This window comes from Luteimonas sp. A482 (assembly GCF_054072655.1).
In genome coordinates this window covers 60375-81865 of the sequence record NZ_JBSVRO010000001.1, presented here as the reverse complement: position 1 = coordinate 81865, position 21491 = coordinate 60375, and the positions used below count along the sequence as shown (strand labels likewise).

Annotated in this window: 22 protein-coding genes; 7 read left to right on the top strand and 15 right to left on the bottom strand. The window is 71.8% G+C overall.

The window, feature by feature from the left end; translation table 11 throughout:
- Positions 1-465, top strand: a complete 465-nt coding sequence (locus ACW5DW_RS00415) for a tRNA (cytidine(34)-2'-O)-methyltransferase (protein WP_457016548.1) — start codon at positions 1-3, stop codon at positions 463-465.
- A gap of 193 nt (positions 466-658) precedes the next feature.
- Positions 659-1363, top strand: a complete 705-nt coding sequence (locus tag ACW5DW_RS00410; protein ID WP_457018362.1) for a helix-turn-helix domain-containing protein — start codon at positions 659-661, stop codon at positions 1361-1363.
- A 479-nt stretch (positions 1364-1842) separates the two neighbouring features.
- On the opposite strand, the gene ACW5DW_RS00405 is transcribed toward ACW5DW_RS00410, so the two are convergent.
- From ACW5DW_RS00405 to ACW5DW_RS00385, 5 genes are all read right to left on the bottom strand, one after another.
- Positions 1843-2880, bottom strand: coding sequence for an NAD(P)H-dependent glycerol-3-phosphate dehydrogenase (locus tag ACW5DW_RS00405; protein ID WP_457016546.1), 1038 nt, complete (start codon positions 2878-2880; stop codon positions 1843-1845).
- A gap of 3 nt (positions 2881-2883) precedes the next feature.
- Complete coding sequence (gene secB, locus ACW5DW_RS00400) at positions 2884-3408, bottom strand: protein-export chaperone SecB (protein WP_457016544.1); 525 nt, start codon at positions 3406-3408, stop codon at positions 2884-2886.
- A gap of 59 nt (positions 3409-3467) precedes the next feature.
- Positions 3468-3905 carry a rhodanese-like domain-containing protein gene (locus tag ACW5DW_RS00395; RefSeq protein ID WP_457016542.1) on the bottom strand — a complete coding sequence of 146 codons (438 nt, stop codon included), beginning with the start codon at positions 3903-3905 and terminating at the stop codon, positions 3468-3470.
- Positions 3906-3967: 62 nt separating this feature from the next.
- A complete protein-coding gene (locus tag ACW5DW_RS00390; protein WP_457016541.1) occupies positions 3968-4381 on the bottom strand; it encodes a hypothetical protein in 414 nt (137 codons plus the stop codon).
- Between the two features lie 61 nt (positions 4382-4442).
- The gene (locus ACW5DW_RS00385) at positions 4443-4910 is read right to left on the bottom strand and encodes a YiiD C-terminal domain-containing protein (RefSeq protein WP_457016540.1); all 468 of its coding nucleotides are present in this window, start codon (positions 4908-4910) and stop codon (positions 4443-4445) included.
- Positions 4911-4977: 67 nt separating this feature from the next.
- Between ACW5DW_RS00385 and ACW5DW_RS00380 the strand changes: the two genes are divergently transcribed.
- The 3 genes from ACW5DW_RS00380 (at position 4978) to ACW5DW_RS00370 (ending at position 8114) form a co-directional block, all read left to right on the top strand.
- On the top strand, positions 4978-5748 hold the full coding sequence (locus ACW5DW_RS00380) for a uroporphyrinogen-III synthase (protein WP_457016538.1): 771 nt from the start codon (positions 4978-4980) through the stop codon (positions 5746-5748).
- 47 nt (positions 5749-5795) lie between these two features.
- Positions 5796-6773, top strand: coding sequence for a uroporphyrinogen-III C-methyltransferase (locus ACW5DW_RS00375; protein WP_457016537.1), 978 nt, complete (start codon positions 5796-5798; stop codon positions 6771-6773).
- An 87-nt stretch (positions 6774-6860) separates the two neighbouring features.
- A complete protein-coding gene (locus ACW5DW_RS00370) occupies positions 6861-8114 on the top strand; it encodes a heme biosynthesis HemY N-terminal domain-containing protein (RefSeq protein ID WP_457016535.1) in 1254 nt (417 codons plus the stop codon).
- Positions 8115-8267: 153 nt separating this feature from the next.
- On the opposite strand, the gene ACW5DW_RS00365 is transcribed toward ACW5DW_RS00370, so the two are convergent.
- On the bottom strand, positions 8268-10157 hold the full coding sequence (locus ACW5DW_RS00365; protein WP_457016533.1) for an ATP-binding cassette domain-containing protein: 1890 nt from the start codon (positions 10155-10157) through the stop codon (positions 8268-8270).
- Between the two features lie 152 nt (positions 10158-10309).
- Positions 10310-11587, bottom strand: coding sequence for an acetyl-CoA C-acetyltransferase (locus ACW5DW_RS00360; RefSeq protein ID WP_457016531.1), 1278 nt, complete (start codon positions 11585-11587; stop codon positions 10310-10312).
- 81 nt (positions 11588-11668) lie between these two features.
- Here ACW5DW_RS00360 and ACW5DW_RS00355 point away from each other — a divergent pair, with 81 nt between their 5' ends.
- On the top strand, positions 11669-12559 hold the full coding sequence (locus ACW5DW_RS00355; RefSeq protein ID WP_457016529.1) for a hypothetical protein: 891 nt from the start codon (positions 11669-11671) through the stop codon (positions 12557-12559).
- Between the two features lie 153 nt (positions 12560-12712).
- Here the strand turns inward: ACW5DW_RS00355 and ACW5DW_RS00350 are convergent, their stop codons facing one another.
- From ACW5DW_RS00350 to ACW5DW_RS00315, 8 genes are all read right to left on the bottom strand, one after another.
- On the bottom strand, positions 12713-13366 hold the full coding sequence (locus tag ACW5DW_RS00350; RefSeq protein ID WP_457016527.1) for a superoxide dismutase family protein: 654 nt from the start codon (positions 13364-13366) through the stop codon (positions 12713-12715).
- Positions 13367-13410: 44 nt separating this feature from the next.
- Positions 13411-13971 carry a superoxide dismutase family protein gene (locus ACW5DW_RS00345; RefSeq protein WP_457016525.1) on the bottom strand — a complete coding sequence of 187 codons (561 nt, stop codon included), beginning with the start codon at positions 13969-13971 and terminating at the stop codon, positions 13411-13413.
- Between the two features lie 61 nt (positions 13972-14032).
- Positions 14033-15442 (bottom strand): nitrogen regulation protein NR(I), encoded by a 1410-nt coding sequence (ntrC, locus tag ACW5DW_RS00340; protein ID WP_457016523.1) that lies wholly within the window; start codon positions 15440-15442, stop codon positions 14033-14035.
- A gap of 9 nt (positions 15443-15451) precedes the next feature.
- Positions 15452-16528 carry a two-component system sensor histidine kinase NtrB gene (locus tag ACW5DW_RS00335; RefSeq protein ID WP_457016521.1) on the bottom strand — a complete coding sequence of 359 codons (1077 nt, stop codon included), beginning with the start codon at positions 16526-16528 and terminating at the stop codon, positions 15452-15454.
- Between the two features lie 107 nt (positions 16529-16635).
- Positions 16636-17196 carry a Csu type fimbrial protein gene (locus tag ACW5DW_RS00330; protein WP_457016519.1) on the bottom strand — a complete coding sequence of 187 codons (561 nt, stop codon included), beginning with the start codon at positions 17194-17196 and terminating at the stop codon, positions 16636-16638.
- The gene (locus ACW5DW_RS00325) at positions 17193-19556 is read right to left on the bottom strand and encodes a fimbria/pilus outer membrane usher protein (protein ID WP_457016517.1); all 2364 of its coding nucleotides are present in this window, start codon (positions 19554-19556) and stop codon (positions 17193-17195) included. Before ACW5DW_RS00325 ends, ACW5DW_RS00330 begins: the two co-directional genes overlap by 4 nt.
- On the bottom strand, positions 19553-20314 hold the full coding sequence (locus ACW5DW_RS00320) for a fimbrial biogenesis chaperone (protein WP_457016515.1): 762 nt from the start codon (positions 20312-20314) through the stop codon (positions 19553-19555). The genes ACW5DW_RS00325 and ACW5DW_RS00320 overlap by 4 nt, the downstream gene beginning before the upstream one ends.
- 49 nt (positions 20315-20363) lie before the next feature.
- Positions 20364-20891: a Csu type fimbrial protein gene (locus tag ACW5DW_RS00315; RefSeq protein WP_457016514.1), complete on the bottom strand. Its 528-nt coding sequence runs from the start codon at positions 20889-20891 to the stop codon at positions 20364-20366.
- Positions 20892-21013: 122 nt separating this feature from the next.
- Between ACW5DW_RS00315 and ACW5DW_RS00310 the strand changes: the two genes are divergently transcribed.
- Positions 21014-21481: a hypothetical protein gene (locus ACW5DW_RS00310; protein ID WP_457016512.1), complete on the top strand. Its 468-nt coding sequence runs from the start codon at positions 21014-21016 to the stop codon at positions 21479-21481.
- Positions 21482-21491 lie beyond the last annotated feature (10 nt).

The following is a 21491-nucleotide window of genomic DNA, read 5'->3' as shown; positions in this document are numbered from 1 at the left end:
GTGTTCGATCTGCTGCTGTACCAGCCCGAGATTCCGCCCAACACCGGCAACGTGATCCGGCTGTGCGCCAATACCGGCGCGCGCCTGCACCTGATCCGGCCGCTCGGCTTCGACATGGATGATCGCAACCTGCGCCGCGCCGGCCTGGATTACCACGAGTACGCGACGCTGCGGGTGCACGATTCGCTCGATGCCGCGCTCGCCGCGATTGCGCCACTGCGTCTGTTCGCACTGAGCACGCGCAACAGCGTGCGCTACGACCAGCCGCGCTACGCCGCCGGCGATGCCTTCGTGTTCGGTCCTGAAACGCGCGGGCTGCCCGATGAGGTGCTGGCGCGGATCCCCGACGGACAGCGCCTGCGCCTGCCGATGCGCCCGCACAACCGCAGCCTCAACCTCTCCAACGCGGTGGCGGTGGTGGCGTTCGAGGCGTGGCGGCAGCTGGAGTTCGATGGCTGCGCATAGGTTGAGCGACCGGGATCACTGATCCGTGTCGATGCGGTGATCCGCACAGCCATTGCGATCCAGAGCCCCTGGCTCATGGCCGGCAACCAATCAGCCTAATCGGCATCAGTGCTCCCAGGCGGAAACATGCATAATTTGGCGGCATCGCGCGAGCGCTGCGCGCGCCCCGCCTCACGCCGACCCGGAGACCCCCATCGACGTCACGCTGCAAGCCGGGCAACTGCAGAGCCTGTTCGACCCGCTGCCGGACGTGGTGTTCTTCGTCAAGGACACCGAATGCCGCTATGCGCACGTGAACCAGACGCTGATCCAGCGGCTGGGCCTGCGCCGGCGCGAGGACATCATCGGCAAGAGCGTGCTGGAGCTGTATCCGGCCAGCCTGTCGGCCGCCTACATCATGCAGGACCGGCGCGTGCTCGCCGGCGAGGTGATCGAGAACCTGCTGGAGCTGCAGCTCTATCCCAACCGCACGCGCGGCTGGTGCCTGACCCTGAAACAGCCGATCTGGAAGGATGGCCGCATCGTCGGCCTGACCGGCATCTCCCGCGACCTGGGCCAGCCCGACAGCCAGCATTCCTCGTTCAGTCGCCTGCAGCGGGCGGTGAACCACATGCAGGCCCACTTCAACGACCCGCTGCGGGTGGGAATGCTGGCCGACATCGCCGGGGTTTCGGTGTCACAGCTGGAGCGCCTGTTCAAGCGCGTGTTCCAGATCACCCCGCAGCAGATGCTGACCAAGCTGCGCATCGAGGCGGCGATGCGCATGCTGCACAGCGACGCCAGCATTGCCGAGATCGGCCAGATCTGCGGCTTTTCCGACCAGAGCGCCTTCGCGCGGCAGTTCAAGTCCACGGTTGGCATGCCGCCACGGGACTACCGGGCGATGGTGCGGCGCTGATCGTCTGCGCGCGGGCCGGATCGAAGCGTAAGCTTTCCTGAACCCTGCGGTTCAATATTCAGCCGGCGTTGCGTCCCGGCACACAGAATTGCCCTGCTGCCCCGGTGGAACCGTTTTCCCCGACGGTTGGACTCCCTCCCCCTCCCACCGGGGCGGCACTTTTTCTCGACGCATCGAACCGAACAAGATGAGATGTCGCCGCGCGGCGTTCGCGCCCCCATCCAGCAAGTAGCGACGTCGCCCTCTCTCCCGGCGTCGCAGCTATGACCCGGCCGGAAACGGCCGGGTTTTTTTGTGCGCGATTGCCGGCCAGCGGCGCGGCGATGGCCGTCGCCATTCCGCTCTGCCGGAGCGCCGTCAAAATGGATGACCAGCCATTCGGCTGTTGAGAAGCGCCTCCGGCTTGACCAGCCTGCGGCTGTTGAAAGGCACTTCGTCGGGGTGACGTCGGGTCATCCCGCCGTCGCACGCGAGTCGGATCAGCGCTCGGGCTGTTCGAACAGCGACCCGGAATATTCGGGCTTGCGCTCGCGGGCCATCAGGCGCGCAAGGCCTTCGGCCGGGGTGATGTCGCCGTGCAGCACGTCGCGGACGTTGCTGGAAATCGGCAGCTCCAGGCCGTAGCGGTCGGCCAGGCGCATCACTTCATCGGCGGTCTGCACCGATTCGACCACCTGGCCGATCTCGCGCACCGCCTCGGCCACGCTCTTGCCGCGGCCCAGGGCCAGGCCAAGGCGGCGGTTGCGCGACAGGTCGCCGGTGCAGGTCAACACCAGGTCGCCCAGCCCGGCCAGGCCCATCAACGTTTCCGGGCGGCCGCCGATCGCGGCATTGAGCCGCAGCATCTCGTTGAGGCCGCGGGTGATCAGGCCGGTGCGGGCGTTGAGGCCCAGCTCCATGCCGTCGGCCACCCCGGTGGCCACGGCCAGGACGTTCTTCATCGCGCCGCCGAGTTCGGCGCCGCGCATGTCGCTGCCGGTATAGGCGCGGAAGCCCGGGCCATGCAGCACGTCGGCCACCTGCTGCACGAAGCCCGCGTCCTCGCCCTGCACGGTCACCGCAGTGGGCAGCCCGAGCGTGACTTCCTTCGCGAACGAAGGTCCGGTGACCACCGCCAGCGGCACGTCCTCGCCCAGCACGTCGGCCGCGACCTCGTGCAGGAAGCGGCCCGAGCCGGGCTCGAAACCCTTGGCCGCCCACGCCACGCCGGCATGCGCCGGGCGCAGCGGCGCCAGCGCGTGCAGGGTTTCGGTGAAAGCGTGCGAAGGCACCACCACCAGCACCAGGTCGGCCTCGCGCACCGCGGCGGCGAGGTCGGTGGTGGCGCGCAGCGGTTCGGGCAGGGGGATGCCGGGCAGGTAACGGGGGTTTTCGTGGCGCTGGTCGATCGACTCGGCGATCGCCGCGTCACGGCCCCACAGGATCGTGGGGTGGCCGTGGCGCGCGATCAGCGAGGCGAGCGCGGTGCCCCACGAGCCCGCGCCAAGCACCGCGACGCGGACGGTCGGGCTCGCCATCGATCAGGCGTTGCCGGCAGTCTCGCTGCTGGCCAGGTCGCCGCCGGGCTGCTGGGCCTGGCGCTGGCGCAGGCTTTCGGCATACAGCGCGTCGAAGTTGATCGGCTGCAGCAGGAACGGGGCGAAGCCGCCTGCCTGGATGAGTTCGCCGATGATCTGGCGCGCATACGGATACAGCACGTTCGGGCACTGGGTGCCGAGCAGCGCGTCGAGCACGTTCGGCTCGAAGCCGGCCAGGCCGAACACGCCAGCCTGCTGCACTTCGACCATGTACACCGAATTGCCTTCGCCTTCGCCGGCGGTGCAGGTCAGGGTCACGCCCAGCACCACTTCGTACGCGTTCTCGCCCAGGCGCTGCACGCGCTGGTTGAGATTCATGTTGATCTGCGGCTGGTTCTGCTCGTTGAACACGAGTGGCGCCTTCGGCGACTCGAACGAGACGTCCTTGACGTAGATCTTCTCGACGCTGAACTGCGGGCCCGTGGCCTGCGCGGGTTCGGTGCCGCCGTTGAGGGCTTGCTCGGACATCCTGATGCTGCTCCGGTTATCTGGGTCGGAAAAGAGGGCGATTATCGCACTTCAGGCGCTCAGCCGCGGCCCTTGGCCAGCGGCAGGTCGGCATGCTGCCAGCCGCCGATGCCGCCATCGAGCACGAACACGCGCTCGAATCCGGCCTTCTTGAGCCGCTTCGCGGCCTCGCCTGCGCTCTGCCCGGTCTTGCACACCAGCACCACCGGCAGCGCTTTGGCCGCGGCCAGGCGCTTGTTTTCCGGGTCGAACTGGCTCATCTGCACGTTCTTGGAGCCGGGGATGTGGCCCTTGTCGAAATCGGCGATCGGGCGCAGGTCGACGACCAGGGCGTTGTCGCGGTTGACCAGGGCGGTCACCTCGGCCGGACGCACCACCTTGAAGTTGCGCAGCAGCCGCGCGATCTCGGTCACGATGATCGCGCCGGTCAGGCCGGCGAAGGCCAGTGCGAGCATCTGGTTGCGGCCAGCGAAGGCCATCAGTTCCTGGAAGTCCACGTCGGATCGGCTGTACGGGAGGGGACGGGATTGTCGCATAGGGGCGCCGGCACGGCGCCCGGCTATTCGCCCGCCCAGAAGTCCGGCAGCCCGCCGGTGATCCACCAGGTCTTCTGCGCCGGGTCGTAGCGCCACTGCTCGGTGTAGCGCAGGGTGCGCTCGGCCATGGTGTGGCGGTTGATCACGCCGATCTCGATCTCGCGCATCGCCTCGGACTCGCCGGGGCGCGAGGCCAGGTCGCGGTAGTGCGAGACCTGCACCTGCCGGTAGCGTTCGAACTCCAGGTCGCCGATCGGATTGGCCTCGCGCCAGGCCGGATCGACCATGCCCCACGCGCCCTCGAAATCACCCCAGCGGATCGCGGCCGACCACGCGTACTGCGCGCCCTGCAGGGCCGACATCTCCTTGCCGGAGCTGGCGCAGCCGGCCAGCAGCAGCACCGCGCAAACCATCCACAGCTGCCGCCATCCACGCATCGCCCTGCTCCCGGTTTTTTGCGCCCATGCTAGCAGCCGCGGCGTACGCCGGGCCGCGCGCTCAGCTACGCCTGAGGATTGCGGCGTAGCGCGAAGATGCCTGCGTGGCGATGCCGCCGTCGGGCAGCAGCACCTGCGCTTGCAGGTTTGCACGGGCGCGGCCGCGACTGCGCAAGGTGGACAGGAAGATGTCCCAGCCCGCGTCGCCGTCCAGCCAGGCTTCGGCCTGCAGGTCCGCGCGCAGCGGCGCCAGGTAGCGCAGCTGCGTGTCGGCGACGTAGACCTCGGCGTCCAGTCCAGCCTGTTCGACCGTGAGCGCGGTCAGGCCCCACGCCGCCAGCGTCATCAGCGAGGCCAGGCTGCCGCCGAACGCCGAACCCTTGTCGTTGACGTTGGCCGCGAGCGGTGCGTGCAGTCGCAGTCGCCCGTCGGAATATCCAGCCACGCGCGGCTGCAGCGCGCGCGCCGGCGGCATCGCCAGCAGCTGCGACTCCAGCCCACGCAGGGCCGCGTCGGGAAAATCGGTCATGCGTGGAAGCTTCCGGAAACGTGAGGGGTGCTTGCGGCGTGCGTGGCCAGGGACCAAGCTTGCTGGCATGTCGCAGGACACCACCGCACCGAAGCAGCGCGCATGCTACGTGATCTCGCTGCGGCCGGTCGGTGGCCATGCGCCAATGCGCCGCGCCGCCGCCGCGCATGGCGCGCGCGTGCTGGCGCTGTCGCCCTGGCGGATCGAGATGCGCGATGACGCCGCCACCCGCGCGGCGCTGGCCACGGCGCTGCGCGCGGACGTGGTGCTGTTCACCAGTCCGGCTGCCGCGCGCGCCGCGGCGGCGCTGCAGCCCCTGCGCGCCAGCCCGGCGCAGGCCTGGCTGGCGGTGGGCGCGGGCACGGCGGCGGCCTTGGGTCGCGCCGGCGTCGAGCGGGTAACCGCGCCGACGCGGATGGACAGTGAAGGACTGCTGTCGCTGCCGGCGCTCGCGCAAGTGCAAGGCCGCAGCGTCGGCATGGTCACCGCGCCCGGCGGGCGCGGACTGATCGCGCCGACGCTCGCTGCACGCGGTGCGCGGGTCCTGCGTGCCGAGGTGTATGCACGCGTCCCGGTCACGCTTGCGCCGCAGGCGCTGGCGAGGCTGCGGGCGCTGCCCGGGCCGCTGTGCCTGGCGTTGAGCAGCGGCGAGGCCCTGCAGCGGATCCTCGAAGCCCTGCCTGACGACCTGCTGCCGCGGCTGCGCGGCGCGCGCGTGCTGGCCGCCAGCGAACGGCTTGCGCAGATGGCGCGCGCGGCCGGTTTCGGCGATGTACGCGTGGCCGCCGATGCGCGCCCGGCGTCGCTGCTGGCCGCGTCCGCCGCCGACCGCGCCTGACGTTCAAGCTCCGATAGCATGCGCAGCCCCCTACGTCCGCACCGTCGATGAGCAACACCGCCACCTCCCCCTCCACGCCCCGGCCGCGCCGTGGCGCCGTCGTCGCATGGCTGCTGCCCGGCCTGGCCGTCCTGCTCGTCCTGGGTGCATGGGCGGCATACCGGTGGAACATCGCCCAGGTCGCGCGCGCCCAGGCTGCAGAGTCCGACCGACAGCACATCGACGCACTGGGCCAGCGCATGGACGCCCTGCGGCTCGACCAGCGCGCGCAGACCGCGCGCCTGCAGCAGGCCGAAGCGACCAACCGCCTGCTGCGCGAGGAACTGATCGGCCTGGGCCAGCGCGCCGCCCTGCTCGAGGACAGCGTGCGCAGGCAGGCCGATTCCGCACTGCACCCCGGCCAAGCCCTGCGCCTGGACGAAGTGGAGCTGCTGCTCGCCCAGGGCCAGCAGCGGCTGCTGCTGTCGGGCGACCTCGACAGCGCGCGCCGCGCCTACGCGCTGGCCGCGCAGCTGCTGGAAGACGTCGACGGCCACGACTGGCTCGACCTGCGCCAGGCGCTGGCGCAGGAGCGCGACGCGCTCGACGCGCTGGGACAGGATCCCAAAACACTCGCCGCCAGCCGCCTGGACGCCTTCGCCGCCGCCCTGCCGGCGCTGCCGATCCAGCCGACGTCGCCCGAGGCCACGCAGGCGTGGTGGACACGCGCGTTTTCGAAGCTGGTGGAGGTGCGTCCGAGCGCGGACACGGTGGCGGCGGAGCCCGCCGACCGCGCCGCCGGCCTGGCCGCGCTGCAGCTGGAGTTCGGGCTCGCCCGGGCCGCCATCGAGCGCCGCGACCGCAATGGCTATCGCCTGGCCCTGGCCCGCGCCGACGGCTGGCTCCTGCGACTGTGGCCGGATTCGGCCGAGCGTCGCCGCCAGCGCGCGATGCTGCAGGCGCTGGGCGAAAACACGCTGGCGCTGGAGTTGCCCGCGCTGGGCAGCACACTGGCGCAGTTGCGCCGGCAGCGCGGCGCCGGCTGAGCGGCACGTTCAGCGCGTCGACGCCACGGCAACACCCCAGGCGCGAGTCTGGCGCCTGACCCGGAACGACTGGAAAGGAAATCTGCCATGAACCTGTTCCGTACCCTGCTGCTGTGGCTCGTGCTGGCCTTGGCCGGCGCCCTGCTTGCGCAACTGCTGCTGGCCCAGGACCCGGGCCAGGTCCTCGTGCGCTGGCGCGGCTATGACTACACCACCACCGTCCTGGTAGGGGCGGCGCTGCTGTTTGCCGCCGCCTTCGCGCTATGGCTGCTGTGGACGCTGCTGGCGCTGCCGTTCCGCGCCTGGGGCCGGCATCGCGACACCCGCGCCCGCGCGCGCATCGGCGAAGGCCTGGAGGCGCTGCAGCACGGACACTGGTCGCGCGCGGAAAAGCTGCTGGCCCAGGCCGCCAACGACGAGCACGTGGAATCGGCCGCACGCATTGGCGCGGCCGAGGCCGCCGTGGGCCGCGGCGACCACGCAGCCGCACGCGAGCACCTGGCCGGCTTCGGTGACCGTCATCCGGCGCTGCGCGCGATCACCACGGCCGAGCTGGCCCTGCGCGAACAGCGGCCGACCGACGCCCTGGTCGCGCTCGACGCACCGGCCGCGCAGCCGCTCCCGCCGCGCGGCCTGGCCCTGCGTGCCGAAGCCCTGGCCGCCAACGGCCAGGCCGCGGAAGCCTGGGGCCTGCTCGGGGCGCTGCGACAGCAGCAAGCCTGGCCGCAGGCGCTGCTGGACGAGCGCGAATCGCGCTGGGCCGAGGCTTCGCTGCTCGAGGCTGCCGACACCAATGCGCTGGCCGAACGCTGGGATGCGCTGCCCAAGACGCTGAAGACGGACCCCGCGGTCGTCGACGCCTATGCCAGCCGCGCCGCCGCCTTCGGCTGGGAGGACGCGGCGAACAAGAGCATCGAGCACGCGCTGGACACCCGCTGGGACGAGGGCCTGGCCACCCGCTACGGGCTGCTGCCGGTCGGGCGCATGGACCATCGCCAGGCGCAGGTCGAGCGCTGGCTCAAGGCGCACCCGGGCAGCCCGTCACTGCTGCTGACCCAGTCACGCTTTGCACAGGCCAGCGGTGACTGGCCGCGGGCCGAAGCCTCGCTGCACAGCGCGCTGGCACAGGGCGGCGGCAGTGACGCCTGGGAAGCCCTGGGCGAGGGCTACGCCCGCAGCGGCGACGACGGCCGCGCCTGGCAGTGCTACGCCAACGCGCTGGCGGCAAACCGGGGCCAGGTGGTCATCCCCGTGTCCCCGCGCGAGCAGCACCAGCAGGTCGCCGACCAGGCGGTGTTCGAGGACCGCGACGAGCATGGTGTGCCGCGATTGCGCGAGTAGATAGCTGGCATGCACAGCTGATCCGTCGGCCACCCGTGTAGGAGCGGCTTCAGCCGCGATCGTCGCCCCAAGGGACATCGCAGTTGCCCGTGTTCGCGGCTGAAGCCGCTCCTACAGGGACTGGTCGGGCTTGATGCCACGGTGGCCGGCAGCTCAGCCCGCCTCCAGCTTCTCCCAGCGTGCATAGGCGACATCCAGTTCTTGCTGGAGTTCGGCCAGCGACTGGTTGGCGGCAGTGATCGCGTCGGCGTCCTGGCGGAAGAAGGCGGGATCGTTCATCGCTGCGCCGCGGCGGGCAATCTCGGTTTCCAGCTGTTCGATGCGCGCAGGCAGTTGCTCCAGTTCGCGCGTGTCGCGGAAGCTGCGCTTTGCCTTCGGCGGCTCCGCCGGCCCTGCAGCAGCCGTCGCGGCCTGCGCCGCTTCCCTGGCAGCTTCGGCCCTTGCTGCGGCGGCCGCGGCGGCTGCAGGCGACGGGCGCTGCCGCAGCCAGTCCGAATACCCGCCTACGTATTCACCCAGGCGGCCATCGCCTTCGAGCACGAGCGTGCTGGTCACCACGTTGTCGAGGAAGTCGCGGTCGTGGCTGACCAGCAGCAGGGTGCCGGGGTAGTCGGCCAGCAGTTCCTCGAGCAGCTCCAGCGTCTCCACGTCCAGGTCGTTGGTCGGTTCGTCCATCACCAGCAGGTTGGACGGCTGCGCGAACAGCTTGGCCAGCAGCAGGCGGTTGCGCTCGCCGCCCGAGAGCCGGGTGATCGGCGCGCGCGCGCGTTCGGGCGAGAACAGGAAGTCCTGCAGGTAGCCGACCACGTGCTTGCGACTGCCGTTGACCTCGATGAAGTCCTGGCCTTCGGCGACGTTCTCCAACGCATTGCGCGTGTCGTCCAGCTTGCTGCGGTGCTGGTCGAAGTACGCGATTTGCAGGCCGGTACCCAGCTTGACCTCACCGCGCTCGGGCACCAGTTCGCCCAGCAGGATCTTCAGCAGCGTGGACTTGCCCGAACCGTTGGGGCCGATGACGCCGATGCGGTCGCCGCGCAGGACGGTGGCGGACACATCGTCCAGCAGCACGCGCCCGTCGTAGCCCTGGGTCACGTGTCTGGCCTCGATGACCCGCTTGCCCGAGTTGCGCATGCCGGCCACTTCCATCTTCACGTTGCCCGCCAGCTCGCGCCGCTGCGCGCGCTCGCTGCGCATCGCCTTGAGCGCGGTCACGCGGCCCTCGTTGCGGGTGCGGCGCGCCTTGATCCCCTGCCGGATCCAGATCTCTTCCTGCGCCAGCAGCTTGTCGAAGCGTGCGTTTTCCTGGGCCTCGGCGTGCAGGCGCTCTTCGCGCCGGCGCAGGTAGTTTTCATAGTCGCCCGGCCAGCTGCTGAGGCGGCCGCGGTCGATTTCGACGATGCGGGTGGCCAGCGCGCGCAGGAAGCTGCGGTCGTGGGTGACGAACACGATGCTGCCGGCGAACTGCTTGAGGAAGCCTTCGAGCCAGGCGATGGCCTCGATGTCGAGGTGGTTGGTGGGTTCGTCCAGCAGCAGGATGTCGGGGTTGCGCACCAGCGCCTGCCCCAGCAGCACGCGCCGCTTCATGCCGCCCGAGAGCGCGGCGAAGTCGGCATCCTCGGGCAGCTCCAGCCGGTCGAGCACCTGCTGCACGCGGCGGTCGAGATCCCAGCCGTGCTGCGCCTCGATTTCCGCCTGGGCCTCGCCCATGGCCTCCATGTCGCCCTCGTGCAGCGCATGGTGGTAGCGCGCGAGCACGCGGCCGAGGTCGCCCAGGCCCTCCGCGACCACGTCGAACACCGTGCCCTGCGTGTCCAGCGGCACTTCCTGCGCCATGCGCGCGACGACCACGCCGCGCTGGACGCGGATCTCGCCGTCGTCGGCCCGCAGCTCGCCGGCCATCAGCCGCATCAGGGTGGACTTGCCGGCGCCATTGCGGCCGACGATGCATACGCGCTCGCCGGTTTCGATGGACAGGTCGACATCTTGAAGCAGCAGCGGGCCGCCGACGCTGAAGTCGACGCCCTGGAATTGGAGGAGGGACATGGGGTAATTCTACCGGGCGGGTCTGCAGGGCGGGGATGCGACCGGCGCCAAGGGTCAAGGTTTCGGTCGCCGCGCGCACCTGCGGCCCGGGATTTTACCGGCTTCGCCGTTGCGGGGAGCTTCTCCCGGCGCAGGCCAAGGTTGCGGCCGGATCAGCGCTCGAGGATCGCCACCACGCCCATGCCGCCGGCGGTGCAGATCGAGACCAGGGCGCGGCCGCCGCCGCGCTCCTTGAGCTGCTTGGCGGCGGTGGCGACGATGCGCGCGCCGGTGGCGGCGAAGGGATGGCCGGCGGCGAGCGAGGAACCCACCGGATTGATCCTGGCCGGGTCGATGCGACCCAGCGGCGCATCCAGGCCGAGGCGGCTGCGGCAGTAGTCCTCGCTCTCCCAGGCGCGCAGGGTGCACAGCACCTGCGCGGCGAAGGCTTCGTGGATCTCGTAGAAATCGAAGTCCTGCAGGGCCAGGCCGTTGCGCGCCAGCATTTCGGCCACGGCGATGGTCGGCGCCATCAGCAGGCCTTCGCCGTGCACGAAGTCCACCGCCGACACGTGCACGTCGCGGATGTGGCACAGCACCTCGTGCCCGTGCGCGGCGGCCCACTGGTCGCTGGCCAGCAGGCAGGCGGAGGCGCCGTCGGTGAGCGGGGTGGAGTTGGCGGCGGTGAGCGTGCCGCGGCCGCTGCTGCGGTCGAAGGCGGGCTTGAGCGTGGCGAGCTTCTCGAGCGAGGTGTCGGGACGCAGGATGTTGTCGCGCGAGACGCCGCGGAAACTGACCACCAGGTCGTCGAAGAAGCCGCGGTCGTAGGCGGCGGCCAGCTTGTGGTGCGAGGACACGGCCAGCTCGTCCTGCGAATCGCGCGAGATATTCCACTCCTTGGCCATGTCCTCGCAGTGCTCGCCCATCGACTTGCCGGTGCGCGGCTCGGCCACGCCGGGGAAATCGGGCTTGAGTTCGCGCAGGCGAAAGCCGGAGAACGCGGCCAGCTTGTCCTTCGTCGTCTTCGCCGCATTCGCCGCCAGCAGGCGCCGGCGCAGTGACTTGCCGTAGACGATCGGCACGTCCGAGGTGGTGTCCGAGCCGCCGCCGATGCCCGACTCGATCTGCCCGGTCGCGATCTTCATGGCGATCAGGTTGAGCGTGTCCAGCGAGGTGCCGCAGGCGCGCTGCAGGGTGATGCCGGGCGTGAGCGCGGACAGGCCGGAGGACAGAGCGGCCTCGCGGCCGAGGTTCCAGTCCGAGGCGTGCTTGATCACCGCGCCCATCGCCACTTCGCCCAGCTGCTGGCCGTGCAGGCCGAACTTCTCCACCAGCGCGCCAAGGGTGCGCACCGACATGCCCAGGTTGCCCACGTCCGAGTAGGCGGTGTTCTGGCGGCAGAACGGGATGCGGACGCCGCCCAGCACGGCGACGGGACGACCTTGCAGCATCGGGAGGGACCTCTTCGGTGCGGGCCCGTCGGCGGCGACAGGCATAATCGGCGAGTCTAACGTACCGTTGCGAATGGCCCGATGAACGAGCATCACATTGCCGCGCACTTGCCCGAGAACACCGTCGCCGGCCTGATGGCGCTGGAGCTGGCGCCGGGCAGCGTCGTCGAACACGGCGCACTGGCGCAGGAGGAGGCGGCGCGACTGGCCTCACTGCTGGGGCGCGACCTTGCTGCGCTGTTCCCCGACGCACGCGGTCTCGACCTGTGCCTGGCAGCGGCGCACTTCGACCCAGCCGAAGCGCTGCGCCCCGGCTGGCCACTGCACCGGCGACTGGCGGAACTGCATGCGCGCGCGCCGGGACGCGGTGGTGGCCCGCGCATCATCGCCTTCGGCACGGATGCGGACGGCGCTGTGCCGCAGCCGCTGGTGGCGGACCCGGCGCTGCGCGGCGGCAGCCTGCGGGTGTTGCCGTTCCTGCTGCACGGGGATGCCGCCATCGCGCGGGAAGTCGGCGAGGCGTTCGAGGCGCAGCTGCTGGAGACGGGCATGGCCCAGGCCGATACCGCCCTGCTGCTGCAGGACGCGTTCGGCGCACGCGTCGAGCATGCGCGCTGCCTGACCCTGCACGACCTGGCGGCCATGGTCGCGCTGCAGTACGAGCACCTCGGCCTGGCGCCGCTGTGGCCGCTGATCGAGACCGCGCTGCTGTCGCCGCAGCACGAGGCGCTGCTGGATTCAGCGCCCGAGCCGCTGCTGCGCTACGTGGACGGCGAGGTGCGGATGGCGCTGTTCGCGCCGGCGGCGTGGCGCGAGCGCTATCGCCCCGACAGCGACGACGTGGAGCCGCTGCGGCGGATGTTCGGTCACTTCGAGACACGCCAGCGCCAGATGGCCGCGGTGCTGGGCGCGCACGGGATCGACGTGGTGTTCGTGGAAGCGGACGCGGCGGTGGACGCGCGCGCGCTGTAGCGGGGAAGCGGCGCCTCGCGGACAGGCCCCCACCCCAGCCCTCCCCCGCAGGCGGGGGAGGGAGCTCAACGACGCAGCTGTAGCGACATTGCCTGAACTCCCTCCCCCGCTGGCGGGGGAGGGTCGGGGTGGGGGCCGCCGAAGGCGCGGCGACTACTGCGCCGCGATCACACCGCAGGCAAGGCGGCCGCCGGCATTGCCGGTGGGCTGGGTCGTGTAGTCGTCGGGATCAGCGTGCACGATCACGCCCTTGCCGAGGATGTCGGTGCCGGTCGCATCGCCGAGGCTCACGCCGCGGAGCAGGGTATCCACGGTGGCAACGCCCTGGTCGTTGGCGCTGATGTTGTCGCTGTCGCCGCCATGGTGTTCGCCCTGCCCGACGCGGCCATGCGCGGTCGAAGCCGGGTTGAAGTGGCCGCCGGCGCTGCTGGCGTCGGGGGCGCTGCAGTCGCCGTTCTCGTGCACGTGGAAGCCGTGTTCGCTGCCGCCCCGCAGGCCGGTGACCTGGCCGGTCACCCGGATGCCGCCGTCGACCGCGGCGAAGGTCAGCGTGCCTGCGGTTGCGTTGCCTTCGGTCGCCTGCAGTTGCGCCGTCGCCGATACGGTCCCCGGCGCGGCTGCCATTCCCTCCGGCATCGTGCCCGGATCAAGGCCGGCTCCCGGCGCCGTGGGCATCGCGGTGGCGTCGGGCGATGCCGTCGTCGCATCCGGCGCGGGCGTGGCTGCGGGGTCTTCCACAGGCGCCTTCGGCTGGCAGGCGGCGAGCATCAGGGCGGCGGGCAACAGCAGGAGCCGGACGTTGCGCATGGCGGGATCTCCTAGAAAGCGGGGGATCGAGCCTAGCCCGGTCGTCATTTGCTGGCGGTGATGACCCCGCAGGCCACGCGCGCGCTGATCGCGCCGGGGGTCGCGCCCAGCACCAGCAGCGAGCGGCCGACGATGTCGTTGTCGGCGCCGCCGCCGAGCACCGCGCCGCGCAGCAGCAGGTCGACCGTCGCCACGCCATCAGGCCCGGCCACGATGCGGCCCGGGGCCTCGCCGACCGCGCCATCCTGGCGTGCGCCGGCCAGCGGATCGTAGTAGCGCCCGGCGCTGCGCGCGTCGACCGCGCTGCAGTCGCCGCGCTCGTGCACCTGCAGGCCGTGCGCGCCGTTGCGCACCAGTCCGCCGACCTGTCCGCGCACGCGCACGCCATCGGCGGCCTGCACCATCACCATGCGGCCGCTGACCAGGGTGCCCGAGGCGGAGGCGAGGTTGGCGATGGCGCTGGCCATGGTGCCGGCCTCGGCGATCTGGCGCGGCGGCGGCGGCGGTGTCCCGCGCGGGGATGGGGGCGCGGAGGCGCAGGCGGCCAGCAGCACGGCGGCGGCCAGCGGAAGCAGGGCGCGCCGGGAATTCGGGGATCGGGACATGGCGGGGGACATGTTCGGGGAGCTCGAGGGACGGATCGGGACTGCCGGCGCTGCGGCTGGTTCAACTGCGGCGCGGGCGGCGGCTGGTGCCGAGTTTGCGGGTGACGGTGTTGCGGCCGAGTCCAAGCCGGGTCGCGGCCTCGGTGCGGCGGCCGCCGGTGTGCTCCAGCGCGGCCTCGAGCAGGGCCCGGTCGAAGCGTTCGCGGGCCAGCGCATGCAGGTCGCTGGTGCCGGCGGCCAATTGTTCGCGCGCCCAGTTGCGCAGCGCGGCGTCCCAGTCGGTTCCGGCGCCGCGCTGGCCAGCCTGCTGCATGTCGTCCAGGTCGGCCGTGGTGATGGTGTCGGCCGGCGCCAGTGCCGCCAGCCGCCAGCACAGGTTCTCCAGTTCGCGCACGTTGCCCGGCCAGTCGTGCGCGAGCAGGCGCTCGACGGCCGCCTTCGACAGGCGCTTGGGCGTGGCGTCGAACTTCTCCGCGGCCCCGTGCAGGAAGCGCTCGGCCAGCGCCGGCACGTCGCCGCGGCGCTCGCGCAGGGGCGGCAGGCGCAGGCGCACCACGTCCAGGCGGTGCAGCAGGTCGGCGCGGAAGCGGCCTTCGAGCACCAGCGTCTCCAGGTCCTGGTGGGTGGCCGCGACCACGCGCACGTCCACCCGGATCAGCTCGCGCCCGCCAACGCGGAAGAACTCGCCTTCGGCCAGCACGCGCAGCAGCCGCGTCTGCAGCGAGGCCGGCATGTCGCCGATCTCGTCGAGGAACAGGGTGCCGCCGTGGGCCTGTTCGAAGCGGCCGATGTGGCGGCGCGCGGCGCCGGTGAAGGCGCCAGCCTCGTGGCCGAACAGTTCGCTTTCCAGCAGTTCGGCCGGGATCGCTGCGGTGTTGAGCGCCACGAACGACTGCCGCGCGCGCGGCGATTCGCGGTGCAGCGCGCGCGCCACCAGCTCCTTGCCGGTGCCGGTCTCGCCGGTGACCAGCACCGTCAGCGGCGCCTGTGCCAGGCGGCCGATGGCGCGGAACAGCTGGCGCATCGCCGGCGAATCGCCGACCAGTACGTCGCCGGCCGGCTCGACCTCGGGCGCGGCCTGCGTCTCCTGTTCGGCGCGCTGGCCCAGCACGCGCGCCGCCAGGTCCACCGCCTCGTCCAGGTCGAAGGGCTTGGACAGGAACTCGTAGGCGCCGCCGCGGAATGCACCGGCGGTGCTGGCCACGTCGGTATAGGCCGACATCACCACCACCGGCAGCGCCGGATGCGCCTGCTTGATCTTCTCCAGCAGCACCAGGCCATCGTCGCCGGGCATGCGCACGTCGGTGAACAGCAGCTGCGGCGGCGGCCGCGTGCCCAGCGCCGACAGCGCCGCATCGGCCGAGTCGAAGCCCGCCACCTGGTAGCCGGCATCGCTGAGCGCGGTGGCCAGCACGAACCGCACCGAGCGGTCGTCGTCGACCACCCACACCGAATCGCCGTCAGCGGACATCGCCAGACCTCATTGCACGGCCACGTCGTCGGTGGCGGGTTGCGGTTCGCCGCGGGTGTCTTCCGACAGCGGCAGCAGCAGGGTGAACACGGTATGGCCCGGGCGCGACCGGTAGCCCAGCGAGCCGCCGTGCTCGCGCGCCACCTGCTGCGCCATCGCCAGCCCCAGGCCGCTGCCGTCGGCGCGGCCCGACACCAGCGGCAGGAAGATCTGCTCGGCCAGCGTCTCGGGCACGCCGCGGCCGTCGTCGCCGATTTCCATGCGCAGCGCCAGCGCATGCACCTGCTCGCCGATGCGCGCCCCGAACTCGACCCGCGTGCGCAGGTTGACATTGGCCGCGCCGGCCTGGATCGCATTGCGCACCAGGTTCCACACCGCCTGGGTGAGGCGATCGGGATCGCCGCGCAGCGGCGGCAGGCTGGGGTCGTAGTCGCGCACCAGACGCACCGCCCAGCCGGCCTCCTGCTCGGCCAGGCGCACCACCTGTTCGAGCACGCCATGGATGTTGAGCGGCTGGTGCGGGCGCGGCGGCGCCGGCGACAGCAGCTGGTCGACTAGGTGGGTCAGGCGCTGCACTTCCGAGGCGATCAGGTCGACCAACTCGCGCGACTCGGCATCGCCGGCACGGCGCCCGAGCAACTGTGCAGCGCCACGCAGGCCGGCGAGCGGATTGCGCAGCTCGTGCGCCAGGCCCTTGAGCGCGGCCGACAGCGCCAGCGGCAGTGCCTGCGCCGGATCCTCGCCCGGGAACTCGTCCACCGGATGCGCCTCGAGCAGGATCGCGCCATCGGCCTCGCGGGTCAGCCACACGTCGGCAAAGCGCGGCTCCCCGCCCAGGAAAGCCAGCGCAACCCGCCGCAGCCGCCGCGGCCCCTCGGCCTCGTCCAGCGCCTGCAGCGCATTGCGCAGGCTATCGCCCTCGGCTTCCAGCGCGACCAGCGGCTGGTCGGGCAGGCGCTTCTGGCTCACCCCCAGCCAGCGCGCGAAGGCCTGGTTGCAGGCGCTGACCCGCCCGTGCCGATCGGCCCGCAGCACCGGCGTGACCAGGGCGTCGAGCGCGGGATCGAAGGTGGGGGGCGGGGGCATTGCACCAATATAGGGCAGTTGTGGACCACCGGCCTGCGGGAATGCCTGCGGGTTCTGCCTGCTCCCGCAGGCGCGGAACAGAGCTGGCGAGGTCGCGCGCCCTGCGCTCAAAACACCACGGTCACCGTGATCGTGTCGCTGTGCAAACCGAGGTTGGGATCCTGGCCGGCGGGTATGCGGCCGAAGATGGTGAAGCTGCGGGGGTTGGGCTGGCCGCTGAACAGGCCGCCGACGGCGCCGCCGGCGGTGCTGGTGCCGCCGCTGCCGTTGCCCCAGACGGTGTTGCGGGCAGCGGTGGTGTAGAGGTTGTACTGCAGCACTGAGCTGGGCGGCTGGCGCAGGGTGCGGGCGGCGTAGGTGCCGGAGCTGCCCTGGCTGAGGGCGATGGAGACGTTCACGCCGCCCAGCAGTTCGCCGAAGTCGGTCGCGCTGCACTGCAGGCGCACGGTGCCGGTGCTGTCGACCGGGGCGCTGTTGGTGATCGGGTCGTAGACGCCGAAGTTGATCGGGGTGGTGGTGATCGTGCAGTCGCCGGCCTGCACCGAGAGGCTGGTGCAGGCGAGCAGGCCGGCCAGCGCGGCCACGTGGCGTGCACGGCTGCAGCGAGCGATTGGCGCGCAAGGCGGCGGTGGTGCGATGACGGCAAACGCGCGTCGGATCCGGCTCATGGTTCCCCCTGTGTCGTCACCGCGCATTCGATCTCGCCCAGTTCGTGGATGCCGGACTGCAGCGGTTCGGGGATGTCGATGGCGCAGTGGGCGCGGCGGCCGTCGCTGTCGACGATGGCCTGGTGGCGGCCGGCAGGCAGCTGTTCGAAGTAGAAGCGCCCGTCCGCACCGAGCGGGCTGGTCTGGCTGGCGTCGCCGTGCTGCAGGCGCAGATTGCCGAACACAGCCGGTCGCGCGCCGTCGCCGTCGCGCAGCCGCAGGCGACCGGAGAAGGCGCGCAGCGGGTGCGCGTCCAGGGTCGCCACGCTGCCGGTGTTGCGGAATACCGCCAGCTGCGCCGCGCCGCGCACGATCTCGTGGTCGAGCGGCACCTGCGAGGGGTCGAGCGCGATCTGGTTGGCGTAGTAGGGCACCAGGTCGCGCACCAGCAGGTCGCCGCGCGCATCGGTGCGGCCGACCTCGAGGTTTTCGCGCAGGATCGGCACGCCGGCCACGCCGGGCACGCGCACCAGGGCGAAGCCGCTGTCCAGCGGCGGGGTGGCATAGGCACGCCCGCCGATGCCCACCAAGGCGCCGTTGAGCAGCACACGCGCGCCGCTGCGGCCGCCGAAGCGGTCGGCCTGCACGGCGTAGCGGCCGTGCCGACCCTCGTATTCCAGCTGGCCAAAGCCGCTGGTGCCGAAGTCGTCGTGCTGCACGCTGGCGTCGTAGCCCCAGCCGATGCCCACCGGGCGCGAGCGGCGTGCGTCGAAGCCGTAGCCGCGGCTGTCGCCGTCGGTGCCGTCGTCGCCCGGACTGCGCCGGTCGCGCACGCTGAAGGCGAGGCTGTCGCGGTCGAGCGCGACATTGAGGCTCAGCAGTGCCGAGGTGTCCTCGAACAGGCCGTCGCTGCGCTGCACGCTCAGCAGCAGCTGCGCGGCCGGCGACAGCCGCCAGGTGGACGAGAGGCTGGCGGTGCGTTCGGCGGGCAGGCCTTCGCGCCGCTGGCGGCCATAGCCCAGCTGCATCGACAGGCGCGTGGTCGGCGACCACGACAGGTTGGCGTAGGCGTCCTCGCGCAGGCGCGCGCCGAACAGCTCGAAGGTCGTGCCGAGCATGCGGTAGCCGCTGCTGAAACGGCGGCTGCCCAGCGACAGGCCCGCGCGCGGACCGCCGTAGCTGTAGCTGATCGAAGCCGCGTGGCCGCTGCCGGCGTCGTCGTCGCGGCTGCGCGCCAGGGCGAAACCGAACTCGCCCAGGTTGGTGCGCAGCGCCGCATCGGCGCCGGCGTTGGCGAAGTCGTCGTCGCCCTCGCTGCGCACGCCCAGGGTGATGCGGTCGCTGACGCCGCGCCGGTACCAGGCCTGCCAGGCGGTGTCGTCGCCGTAGTCGCCGTCCAGGCTGCCGCCGCGCACCCGGCCCAGGCGCAGGGCGTAGTCGGACAGGCCCGGCGCGAGCAGCGCGCTGCCGCCGTAGTAGCTCGCGACGGCGAGGTCGCGGCGGTTGCCGAACGGGTCGCGCAGCACCACCCGCACGTCGCTGCGTCCGGGCGGCACGCCCAGGTTCTGCAGGTTGAACGGGCCGGCGCCAACCTCGCGGCGGCCGATGAGCGCGCCGTTGGCGTACACCTCGACCACGCCCGGAGTTTCGATCACGCCCTGGTAGAACGGCTGCGGGAAGGTCACCAGGTAGGGATCCTGGTCGAAGGCACGCTCCATGCCGACGCCGCCGAGCAGGGCGCCGCCGCCAAGCGGGTCGCGCGCCACCGCCACCTGGTCGCCGACGGTCCAGCGCCGCAGATGGTTTGGCTGATCTATCTCGAGCCGGGTCAGGCCGCGGCGCCAGCCGCTGTCCGGGTCCCAGTAGCCGGTGCTGCGCAGGGCGGCGGGACCGCGGCCCGCGGCCGCGTCCAGGAACAGGGTTTCCAGGCCCACCTCGCCGTCGCTGCGGCCGTCGCCAACGGCGGCGGCGTAATTGACGAAGGCGGTCCACGGCCGGGTCGCCGGATCGGCGCGCCCACGCGTACGCAGGTCGATGGTCTGCGCCGGCATGTCCGAGGCGCGCTGCACCAGGTCCACGCGCAGGTTGGCGCGGTCGAGCACCACCTCGATCCCCTGCCCCAGCTGCGCGGGATCGACGTAGGCGCGGCCGTCGATCTGCTGCGCGGTCAGCGCGGTCGGGTCCAGGCCGGCGGCCAGCAGCGCCTCGCGGTCGACCAGCACGGCCTCGCCGCGCACCACCACCGCCGCGATGCCGCTGCAGCGCGCGTTGAGGCACAGGTCCAGCAGCATCACCTCGTCAGGCGCCTGCGCCGCGGCCGCGGACGCCAGCAGCAGCGCCAGCGCGGCGGAGATCGGCCGCAACGGGAGGCCGCGCTTCAACCGCCGCATCGCCGGGGACTGGCCGGCAGCGGCGCAACGAGGGTTGCAGCGGATTCGGGAAGTTCGAGTTCCACCCGCGCCGCCTGCGTGCAGGCGGCCGCCGACACGGACTGCGCGGGCAGCGGCAGCTGCGCCCCGGCCAGCACGTAGCCGATCGTGAGCGGCGACTCGGCCAGGATGCGGCCGCTGGCATCGAGCAGGCGCAGGCGTGCGTCCTGTGGCGGCAGGTACTGGCTGCCGGTGTTGGCCAGGGTCAGCTGCAGGCCCTCGCTGCCGAACGACGCGGCCGAGAGCCCCGCTTCCGGCGCTGGCGACGCGGCCTGGATGAATACCGGCACGCTGACCCGGGTCAGCACCTCGATCGCCACGCCATCGACGCTGCCGCGCGGCAGCTGCTGCAGTTCGACCCGGTAGGCGCGCTCGCTGCTGGCCTCGGGCTTCAGCGTGCCCACGCGCAGGCGCGCCTGTTCGCCCGGCTGCACGGTGAACACCAGCGGATGCACCACCAGGTCGTCGCTGGGCTGCAGCTCCCAGCTGCCGTCGGCGGCCATGGTCCAGCGCTTGACCGAAGCCTCGAAACTCAGCGGCAGCGGGTCGGCATTGCCCAGCACCAGGGTCTCGATCGCGCGCGCGCGATCGAGGTGGACCCGGGTCGGGTTGAGGCTGAACTCGGCGGCGGCGGCGCTGCCGGCGAGCGCGGCGAACACCGCGCAGGCACAGGCGACCGCGCGCGGGGCGCGATGGAGAAAGAAGCTCAATGTCGACTCCCCAGCGGTGCGGGGCTGCCGTCGGCAGCCCCGCGGGCACTCAGAACGTGACCGAGACCTGCACCGTGTCGGTGTAGCTGCCGATCGCCGCGTCCTGGCCGGCCGGGATGCGGCCGTACGTGACCAGCGAGGCCGGGGTCAGCGAAGAGGTGAAGGTCGGGATCGCCTGCGTGTTGGCAGCGGCGCAGCCCCAGGGCGTGTTCCGGGCGCCGTCCTGATAGATGTCGTAGCGGAGGCGTTCGGTGGCGGCGCCGGCCATCTGACGCAGCGGGCTGGCGCAGGTCGAGCCGGTAGCCGCGTTCAGGCCCTGGTTGAGGGCAGCCACCGCGGTGGAGGTGCCGCGCGTGCAGCGCACGTTGACCGCGCCGTTGGCATCGCGCGCCACGGTGGCGTTGACGTCGGCCGGGTCATAGGCGCCGAACGCGATGTTGGTGGCGGTGACCGTGCAGCTGGACGCAACGGTGGCGGTGACCTGGAAGTTTGCGGTCTGCGGCGACGGGCCGGCGAAAGCGCTGCCGGCGAAGGCGGTGCCGCACAGGGCGAGGAAGAGGCGGGTGTTCTTGGACATGGTCGTGTGGTCTCGGGCAAGGGAAAGGATGCGGAGTGCCGTGCAGTCGGGCGTTGCCCATCACTTGACCTGCGTTCACGGCCGGGCAACAGCCGCGGGGGCAGCGTGCCGTTAGTCCAGGCATGCGCACCTGTCAGACCCTGGCGTTCCTCCTCCTCGTTGGCGGAATCGCCGGCATCGCCCTCGCCCGCGACGGCTCGTTCGCCGTCGGCGTACAGGTGGTCGACCGCCGGCCCGCATCGGCCCTGCTCGATGCAATCCCCGTGCCGCCGCAGGCGCGGGTGTTCGACAGCAACGGCCATGTGCGCAGCTATGTCTGGCCGGGCACGCCCGCAGCCGCAGCGGCCTTTTTCGAGGTGGAACTGCCGCAGCGCGGATACCGGGCGCTGGCGCGCAGTGGCCAGGGGCAGGCGATGCAACAGGTCTGGGGCGACGGGCGCGGGCGCGTGGTGCTGCAGCTGGAGCAGGCCCTGGGCAGCACGGACCTGACCCGGATCCGGATCAGCGTCGGCGTGGCGCGGGCCACCGGCTTGCCAGCCGCGATGCCGGGTGAAGCGCCCGGGCCGATCACCAGCGCCGGCGCTCCCTGACGACCGCAGC

Bases quoted from the DNA above. Each gene is read 5' to 3' on its own strand.
- ACW5DW_RS00375 (WP_457016537.1), top strand. From the start codon at position 5,796: ATGAGCAACACCGCCACCTCCCCCTCCACGCCCCGGCCGCGCCGTGGC.
- ACW5DW_RS00310 (WP_457016512.1), top strand. From the start codon at position 21,014: ATGCGCACCTGTCAGACCCTGGCGTTCCTCCTCCTCGTTGGCGGAATC.
- ACW5DW_RS00315 (WP_457016514.1), bottom strand. From the start codon at position 20,891: ATGTCCAAGAACACCCGCCTCTTCCTCGCCCTGTGCGGCACCGCCTTC.
- ACW5DW_RS00360 (WP_457016531.1), bottom strand. From the start codon at position 11,587: ATGCTGCAAGGTCGTCCCGTCGCCGTGCTGGGCGGCGTCCGCATCCCG.
- ACW5DW_RS00345 (WP_457016525.1), bottom strand. From the start codon at position 13,971: ATGTCCCGATCCCCGAATTCCCGGCGCGCCCTGCTTCCGCTGGCCGCC.
- ACW5DW_RS00365 (WP_457016533.1), bottom strand. From the start codon at position 10,157: ATGTCCCTCCTCCAATTCCAGGGCGTCGACTTCAGCGTCGGCGGCCCG.
- secB (WP_457016544.1), bottom strand. From the start codon at position 3,408: ATGTCCGAGCAAGCCCTCAACGGCGGCACCGAACCCGCGCAGGCCACG.
- ACW5DW_RS00330 (WP_457016519.1), bottom strand. From the start codon at position 17,196: ATGAGCCGGATCCGACGCGCGTTTGCCGTCATCGCACCACCGCCGCCT.
- ACW5DW_RS00385 (WP_457016540.1), bottom strand. From the start codon at position 4,910: ATGACCGATTTTCCCGACGCGGCCCTGCGTGGGCTGGAGTCGCAGCTG.
- ACW5DW_RS00390 (WP_457016541.1), bottom strand. From the start codon at position 4,381: ATGCGTGGATGGCGGCAGCTGTGGATGGTTTGCGCGGTGCTGCTGCTG.
- ACW5DW_RS00335 (WP_457016521.1), bottom strand. From the start codon at position 16,528: ATGCCCCCGCCCCCCACCTTCGATCCCGCGCTCGACGCCCTGGTCACG.
- ACW5DW_RS00405 (WP_457016546.1), bottom strand. From the start codon at position 2,880: ATGGCGAGCCCGACCGTCCGCGTCGCGGTGCTTGGCGCGGGCTCGTGG.
- ACW5DW_RS00370 (WP_457016535.1), top strand. From the start codon at position 6,861: ATGAACCTGTTCCGTACCCTGCTGCTGTGGCTCGTGCTGGCCTTGGCC.
- ACW5DW_RS00350 (WP_457016527.1), bottom strand. From the start codon at position 13,366: ATGCGCAACGTCCGGCTCCTGCTGTTGCCCGCCGCCCTGATGCTCGCC.
- ACW5DW_RS00380 (WP_457016538.1), top strand. From the start codon at position 4,978: ATGTCGCAGGACACCACCGCACCGAAGCAGCGCGCATGCTACGTGATC.
- ntrC (WP_457016523.1), bottom strand. From the start codon at position 15,442: ATGTCCGCTGACGGCGATTCGGTGTGGGTGGTCGACGACGACCGCTCG.
- ACW5DW_RS00355 (WP_457016529.1), top strand. From the start codon at position 11,669: ATGAACGAGCATCACATTGCCGCGCACTTGCCCGAGAACACCGTCGCC.